Genomic DNA, 7,314 nt, shown 5'->3' on the forward strand with positions numbered 1-7,314 from the left:
CCTCCTGTTCCTGCGGCGGGAATCAACTCTTTTACCAGTTCCCATTGATCATCAGTTAAGTCTGTGGGGTATGATTTCTTTGTTGCTTCCATAAGGCTGTCTTTGTTTTTGTATATTGACAGGCTATACCTTGGGGAGCTTTTTTTCACCTTTTTGACTCCAGAAAACTTCTCAAACACGCTCTCAAAACCTCTGAAACCCTTTTAGGGATTGAAACTGAATCGCACCTATGACTTGATTTGTGTCTAAAAGCTTCAAAACCTCTGAAACCCTTTTAGGGATTGAAACGCGATCGCGTGATTGGTTAGTCGGTTAGGTCTTTGGCTGGCTTCAAAACCTCTGAAACCCTTTTAGGGATTGTCACAAGCGGGTATCGGAAAACTATCAATGCTGTAAACCATTCGGTGTTCAGTTGTTTCCATGCTTGTCCTAGGCACTCAATAACATCAATTGCATCGGTTTAACCCTATAGAGTCTGCGATTGAAGCGACTCCGACTCAGCATTTTGGAGATGTATTGTGGCTCTGAGAGCTCTTTTCTTGCTTTCTCAAAATTTCCTCCAAAATACAGAACCGCAACTATGGCTGTGGTCATTACTTCGGCATCACTCATCTGTTGCTGTATATTCCCTTGCTGATTCATCGCTCGCAGAATGTCATCACACAGGCAATCAATCGCTACAATTTCATCATTCATTTTTCTTGCTGCTATTCGGATTTTGTCCTTTGTAGCAGCTTTTTTTCTTGTTACCATAGGTAGCAACTTGGGTTAAATATAAAACCCTAAAACCTGCGGCGCACGCTGCGCCGCAGGTTTTAGATCTGGATTTTAAGTATGCTGAAGTACTTACTTTACCCAAAATGATTAAGATAAAGGGTTAGGGCTCTCATTTTACCTATGGCAAAATTATTTTCTTTTGTTGGTAACAGCCATAATTTCTATCATCAGGATGACTGCATTGACAGCGGTTTCATGACAACATCTATATAGCTATCCTGTTTTGTTTGAGCGTTTGAATGAAATCTCCTGACCGTTTACTAATTGTCGATGATGTTCCAGACAATCTATTTCTCGTTCGCACAATTCTTGAAGAAGAAGGATATAAGATCGTCACATCATCAAATGGTCACGATGCTCTAAAAATTATTGGGGCAGAGCCACCCGACCTAATTTTATTAGATGTGATGATGCCTCTGATGGATGGTTACGAAGTGACTCGTCGGATCAGAGCGATGAAAGACTTGCCGTTTATTCCAATTTTATTAATCACCGCCTACGATCGCGCAAATGCTGTCAAAGGCTTAGATCTTGGCGCAGACGAATTTATTCGCAAACCAATCGAAGCAAATGAGCTATTGGCAAGGGTACGATCGCTACTGCGGTTAAAGCATAGTATTGCTGAGCGCGATCGCATCGATCGTCAAAGACAGGATTTTGTTTCACGACTGACCCACGATCTGCGAACCCCTTTAGTAGCAGCGGATCGCATGTTAGGACTTTTACAGGATGGTGTATTAGGAGAAATTTCGCCCGAAATCCATGAAGCCTTAACCATCATGGGACGCAGCAATCATAATTTACTGGAAATGGTAAATAAACTGCTAGATGTTTACCGCTACGAATCAGGCAGCAAAACGATTAGTCTCCAGTCCTTAAATCTAAAGGAATTGCTCGAACAAGTCGTACAGGAATTAAAGCCGATCGCTATTTCTAAAAATCTCGAACTTAGTACGGATCTGACTAATCTTTGTGAAATTGCTGAAATTAAGGGCGATCGCCTAGAGTTACTACGTGTATTTAATAATTTAATTGGTAATGCCTTGAAATTTACTGAATCTGGCGGTGTACATGTTAGCCTAAAAGCAGATGCGTCCGAGGCAGTTATCGCGATCGCCGATACAGGTACGGGAATTCCCTTAGAAGAACAACCGTTTTTATTTCATAGATTTCGCCAAGGCAGTCACCAAAAACAGGGTAGCGGTCTGGGATTGTATTTATCCCATTACATTATCAATGCCCATAACGGTCGGATCTTAGTAAAGTCACCCAACCTAGACTCCCAGCAAGGTTCTACTTTCTTCGTGTATCTTCCTACAATTGCCCTATGAGTAATCACCAACTTCAATATGATACGCTCCTCAGTCATTACAGTAATCCCCTTGAAGCGATCTCCCTTCTACGCGAATATCGTCCCTATTTCGAGTTAATTCCCAGTTTGCGTCGTCCCACCGACAGCCTGATTTCGATCCCTTTTCCTGTCGTGCAACTTACGAGCCCTAACCTGACTCACAGTCACGGGCAACTACAATGCGATCTTGCCTTAATTATGTGCGATCCTGACTGGAAAGTAAAAACTGGTCAAGAGATTTTTGTATTTATCCATCGTCCCAATGAGGACTATGCATCTCTATTAAAACGTTGGCGACAAGTGGAAGTTACGCTTGGGGAAGAATACTATTGGCTACTGCCTTGGAAACATCGGAGTATCATTAGCGATCGCGGTGAATATCATTATCCCCTTTTTGTCACCCTCGACTATTCTCCATCTCGAATTACTAAGGGTTTAGAAGGTGCATCGTTACCCCAGGTCTACGCACCTTCTCCAGCAATCGATATACCTCCCGACATAGAAGAGAATCATGAAAATCGTATCTGCGATCCCACTCAATAAATAGAACTAAAGAAGTTTTGCGCGAAGCAGGATACTTCTTTAGTTCTATTTATTGACTTACTTAAGATTGATAGTTGGAGTTTTGCAAAGATTAATTTCTTCTAGATCGGTGCTCTTACCGTCAGCATACTCTGCTCTAACTTCAAATAAACAACCTGCCTCTGCTCCTTTATAGTCCGAACGCTTCCACTCAAAATCAGCTTTTTCGCGATCGGGAATTGGTGCTTCAAGCTCATTTTTTCCCCAATGGATATTGGTGGGAGGAGACATATAAATTGCATTTAAGACTTTACCGCTATTATTGACAACGGAGATGCGCACAGTATCAGGCACCTTTTCAGTTGCAGGAGCGTCAGGTGATGCGGATGCAGCGGGTGATGCGGATGTAGAAGGTGACGCAGATGCAGCGGGTGTGGATGGCTTGGCAGATGCAGAAGGCGATGCGGATGCAGCGGGTGATGTAGAAGGCGACGCAGATGGTTTAGCCGATGCGGATGCTGTTGCACTAAGAGTCGCAGCAGGTGGAGTCGCTGGGGTACAGGAACTAGCAACAAAGGAAACGCTAGCAGCGATCGCTAACTTATAGAGCAGTGATTTTTTCATAAAGATTGAATGAATCCTTAAACGGAGATTTTTTAGCCTTAGCAAAGCCTTAGTAATTATAGATTAAAACTTAGAGCCTAAGAGTAACGTGAGTTCGGGATAATTTGAAACGGGCTTTGAGAAAGGATTTGCGTAGCAAATCCTTTCTCAAAGCCCAAAAGTAAAAACCTTGCGTAGCAAGGCTTTTACTTTTGGGCTTTGAAAATCTGCCAGCTTAACCCGAACTGACGTTAAGAGTAGGATATGTACAAACTTGATTGTTAGCCATAGAGATAAATTGGCTGAGTGAAGTCGAAGCTCTATTTTCCTTGTATAGCTATAGTCAGTAATGTTAGAACAAAAAGCAAACCCAATAGATAGTTGCGGCGTTTCGCGCCGCAACTATCTATTGGGTTTGATGTCCTGACTTAAGTGAATATAGCTATAAATGATTTACAGCAATTTTCGATCAAAAGAACCAAAAGAAACTTTTTGAAAGTGTTGCGAAGCAACACTTTCAAAAAGTTTCTTAGTTTAGATTTAAGCGCAAAGCGCTGTGGGGATGCTATAGAGACAATTATTAACACCCAAAGCAATGTAAAATTTCCTATGAACGGACAGCTTTTAGCTTCCCAATATTAAAACTCTACAGTAAATTCATGTCTTCTCAATTGCGCGTATATGTTCCCCCCCATCCCATGATTCGTCACTGGCTTACCATAGCGCGGGAAAAACATACACCAGTCCCTTTATTCCGCACAGCGATGGCTGAAATGGGTAAATGGCTTACCTATGAAGCAGTACGTGAGTTTTTACCCGTGCAAGAAGTAAATATCGAAACTCCATTGGGAACTACCGCAGGGCAATTGATTGATAGTGCAGTTCCTCTAGCTTTTGTCCCAATCTTACGAGCAGGATTATCCATGCTTGAGGGTTGTCAAACCCTATTGCCAACAGCAAATGTCTATCATCTCGGCTTAGTGCGTAATGAGGAAACCCTCGAAGCTAGCTGCTATCTTAATCGTTTGCCAGAGAGGTTTGCCCCCCAAACCCGTATCTTTATCGTTGAACCAATGATGGCGACAGGTGGGTCGATTATAAGCACCCTGAAATTAATTACAGAAAGAGGAGCGGACGCTTCTTTAATTCGGATCATTAATGCACTTTGCGCCCCACCTGCTTTGCAGTTGATCAATCAACATTTCCCTGCGGTGCAGATCTATTCGGGCTGTATTGATGAAGTTGTCAACGAGCAAGGATGGATCGTTCCTGGATTGGGTGATGCAGGCGATCGCTCTTTCGGAACTTAAAATCATCTTTGGGTGGTTGATTCGTTCCAGCTATCCCTTATATAGCTATATTCACTTAAGTCAGGACATCAAACCCCATAGAGAGTTGCGGCGCAAAGCGCCGCAACTCTCTATGGGGTTTGATTTTTGTTCTAACATTACTGACTATAGCTATACCAATTCACTGAAGTGAGCCAACACTTCAGTAAATTAAAAAGCAACCCCAGTAAGGTTTTGAGATTCCCAAAATGGCAATGCCATTTTGGGAATCGGTACTCCCTTCCCAGTGAAAAATTAGACGTTGCGGCGCTTTGCGCCGCAACGCTAATTCTTGGTTTTGTATGTCTATTTCTTTGGTGGGAAGGGAGTATAAGAGTTTTCAAGTTAAGAAATGGTATAGCCATTTCTTACAGCGCTTTGCACTCAAACCCAAACCAAGGAAATTTTTGAAAGCTTTGCAAAGCAAAGCTTTCAAAAATTTTTCTGCGGTTCGTTTGATCGATAATTGCTGTAACTTGGTATGAGGTTTGGAGATTCCCAAAATGGCGTTGCCATTTTGGGAATTGGTATTACATTGCTATATAAAGAAAAAGCCTCAAGAAAGGGCATAAAGAAGAAGGCAACAGATATTGTTGTCTCCTTCTTTATTTCAGACTTTACTTCAGGAAATTAATTAATGCTTCTGCCTTTGACCATCCAGCCCCAGCTTTGAGAATCTCTGAGGCAAGGTTGACCCCCTCCGCCCACGTACTTGCTAAACCGCCAATCCTGAGGGCTAGCCCACTATTAAGGGCAACACAATCAGTCTGGGCTTGAGTACCTTTGCCTTGAAGCACTGCACGCAGAATATCAGCGTTTTCTTGCACATTTCCACCCTTAAGACTCTCAATTGGTGCATGGGTTAATCCTAATTCTTGAGGAGAGATCGCCTCTTCTGTGACTTGACCATTGCTGAGAAATGAGATATCGGTCAAATCGCCTAAACCAGCTTCATCCATACCTTCTCGGCTATGTAAAACCACTGCCTGTTGAAGATTAAGCAGACGCAATGCTTCGGCAACGGTATGGGTAAGATTGCGATGGTAAACGCCTAGAACCTGCGCTGTAGGGTACAGAGGATTAACAAGAGGTCCGATCAAGTTAAAGATAGTGCGGATTCCTAAGTTCTTGCGAATTGCGCCGACCGCCTTCATCGCTGGATGCCAACTGGGCGCAAATAGGAAAGTAATTCCTACCGCAGGTAAAGCTTCATAAATCTTGTCTGTGTTTGTCGCCAGATGAAGCCCGATCGCTTCTAGGACATCTGCCGATCCCGAACGACTAGAAACCGCACGGTTACCATGTTTGGCGACGGGGACACCTGCGGCTGCCACCACAAAAGCCACAGAGGTGGAAATATTAAAAGTCGCAGCTCCATCACCACCAGTGCCACAGGTATCAATCAAAGGTTTAGAGCGATCTACTATCGTGCTTAACTGCTGATTAAACTTTTGCCCCTCACTCTGAGATTGCAATACCATCGCCATTGCTGCCAATTCTGAAGCTTCAATTCCTTTACATTGCAAAGCCGTCAAAATCGCTCCCGATAGTTCGGGAGCGATCGCCCCTTCTAACCAACCTTGCATTAAAGTTGTAGCCTGTTCGCTGGCTAGGGATTGTCCATCAATAAGTTGCTTTAGTAGTTGAGACCAATTTTGCTCCATGATTCCCTTAATTAATGCAGTTTACTATACTTAGGTAATTAGCTAAGCATAAGTAAACTTAAAACCTAGAAGAGCGTACCGCCCGCGTAGCGGGCGGTACGCTCTCTGCTTTTGGTTTTAAATAACGTCAGTTCGGGTTGAACTGGCAAAAAATGTGAGCCTTATTTTGTGATTTCATGTATAGTTATAGATCGCACGATCTTTCATGCTCGGATCGGGTTATTTGAAAAATTGGTGAAACTTAGGTAAAGCTGATTTCCCCATACCTGTACGGCATCTACTGAATATTTAAACACCATGAGTTACGCAATCATTGAAACAGGCGGTAAGCAATATCGCGTCGAAGTCGGCAGATTTTATGACGTTGAGCTTCTCGAAGCCGAACCAGACAGTAAATTGACCATCGATAAAGTTTTGTTCGTCAATATGGACGGTGATATCTCCATCGGTCAGCCCGTAGTTGATAGCGCCAGTGTAGAAGTTACCGTCATGCGCCATCTGAAGGCGAAAAAAGTAATCGTTTACAAAATGCGTCCTAAAAAGAAAACCCGTAGAAAGAACGGTCACCGTCAGCCCTTGACTCGGATCATGGTTGAAGCGATTAATCTTAGCGGTCAGGCTGCTTAATAACCAATCTTAACCAGAAATAAATTGAGCGTAGTTTCATTTATTTCTGCATCTTTTAATCATTAAGAGGATAAACACAAAATGGCACATAAGAAGGGTACAGGTAGTACAAGAAACGGTCGTGACTCTAATGCTAAGCGCCTCGGTGTAAAGCGTTACGGCGGTCAAGTTGTTAAAGCTGGCAGCATTCTCGTTCGTCAACGTGGCACTAAGTTTCACCCTGGCAACAATGTTGGTCGCGGTAGCGATGACACATTGTATGCCACCGTCGATGGCGTGGTTACTTTTGAGCGTTTTGGCAAAACCCGCAAGAAAATTAGCGTATACGCTCCTGTAGCCGTAGAAGTTGCAGAGGCTGAAGTTGCTTAAGCGACTTGCTATTAATTAACGTCAGTTCGGGTTAAGCTGGCAAATTTTAAAAGCCCAAAAGTAAAAGCCTTGC

At 43.2% G+C, this 7,314-nt stretch carries 9 protein-coding genes; 6 read left to right on the plus strand and 3 right to left on the minus strand.

Features of this window, described 5'->3' with window-relative positions; translation table 11 throughout:
• Positions 1-429: 429 nt before the first annotated feature.
• Positions 430-696: a hypothetical protein gene (locus PSE7429_RS20135; protein WP_009629195.1), complete on the minus strand. Its 267-nt coding sequence runs from the start codon at positions 694-696 to the stop codon at positions 430-432.
• A 320-nt stretch (positions 697-1,016) separates the two neighbouring features.
• Between PSE7429_RS20135 and PSE7429_RS20140 the strand changes: the two genes are divergently transcribed.
• Both PSE7429_RS20140 and PSE7429_RS20145 read left to right on the plus strand, forming a co-directional pair.
• Positions 1,017-2,108 (plus strand): sensor histidine kinase, encoded by a 1,092-nt coding sequence (locus tag PSE7429_RS20140; protein ID WP_009629196.1) that lies wholly within the window; start codon positions 1,017-1,019, stop codon positions 2,106-2,108.
• The gene (locus PSE7429_RS20145) at positions 2,105-2,671 is read left to right on the plus strand and encodes a hypothetical protein (protein ID WP_009629197.1); all 567 of its coding nucleotides are present in this window, start codon (positions 2,105-2,107) and stop codon (positions 2,669-2,671) included. The genes PSE7429_RS20140 and PSE7429_RS20145 overlap by 4 nt, the downstream gene beginning before the upstream one ends.
• Positions 2,672-2,728: 57 nt before the next feature.
• Here PSE7429_RS20145 and PSE7429_RS25480 read toward each other — a convergent pair whose 3' ends face one another.
• Positions 2,729-3,004 carry a hypothetical protein gene (locus PSE7429_RS25480; protein WP_144052550.1) on the minus strand — a complete coding sequence of 92 codons (276 nt, stop codon included), beginning with the start codon at positions 3,002-3,004 and terminating at the stop codon, positions 2,729-2,731.
• Here PSE7429_RS25480 and PSE7429_RS25485 point away from each other — a divergent pair.
• Together PSE7429_RS25485 and upp are read left to right on the plus strand one after the other, a co-directional pair.
• Entirely contained in the window at positions 2,985-3,257 is a 273-nt protein-coding gene (locus tag PSE7429_RS25485) for a hypothetical protein (protein ID WP_009629199.1), read from the plus strand. The two genes, PSE7429_RS25480 and PSE7429_RS25485, sit on opposite strands and share 20 nt — an antisense overlap.
• A gap of 655 nt (positions 3,258-3,912) precedes the next feature.
• Positions 3,913-4,563, plus strand: coding sequence for a uracil phosphoribosyltransferase (gene upp, locus PSE7429_RS20160; RefSeq protein WP_009629200.1), 651 nt, complete (start codon positions 3,913-3,915; stop codon positions 4,561-4,563).
• 635 nt (positions 4,564-5,198) lie between these two features.
• On the opposite strand, the gene trpD is transcribed toward upp, so the two are convergent.
• Positions 5,199-6,245: an anthranilate phosphoribosyltransferase gene (gene trpD / locus PSE7429_RS20170; protein ID WP_009629202.1), complete on the minus strand. Its 1,047-nt coding sequence runs from the start codon at positions 6,243-6,245 to the stop codon at positions 5,199-5,201.
• A gap of 297 nt (positions 6,246-6,542) precedes the next feature.
• Between trpD and rplU the strand changes: the two genes are divergently transcribed.
• A complete protein-coding gene (rplU, locus tag PSE7429_RS20175; RefSeq protein WP_009629203.1) occupies positions 6,543-6,872 on the plus strand; it encodes a 50S ribosomal protein L21 in 330 nt (109 codons plus the stop codon).
• Between the two features lie 81 nt (positions 6,873-6,953).
• Positions 6,954-7,241, plus strand: a complete 288-nt coding sequence (gene rpmA / locus PSE7429_RS20180; RefSeq protein ID WP_009629204.1) for a 50S ribosomal protein L27 — start codon at positions 6,954-6,956, stop codon at positions 7,239-7,241.
• Positions 7,242-7,314: the final 73 nt, after the last annotated feature.

Source organism: Pseudanabaena biceps PCC 7429 (assembly GCF_000332215.1).
Taxonomy (GTDB): Bacteria; Cyanobacteriota; Cyanobacteriia; order Pseudanabaenales; family Pseudanabaenaceae; genus Pseudanabaena; species Pseudanabaena biceps.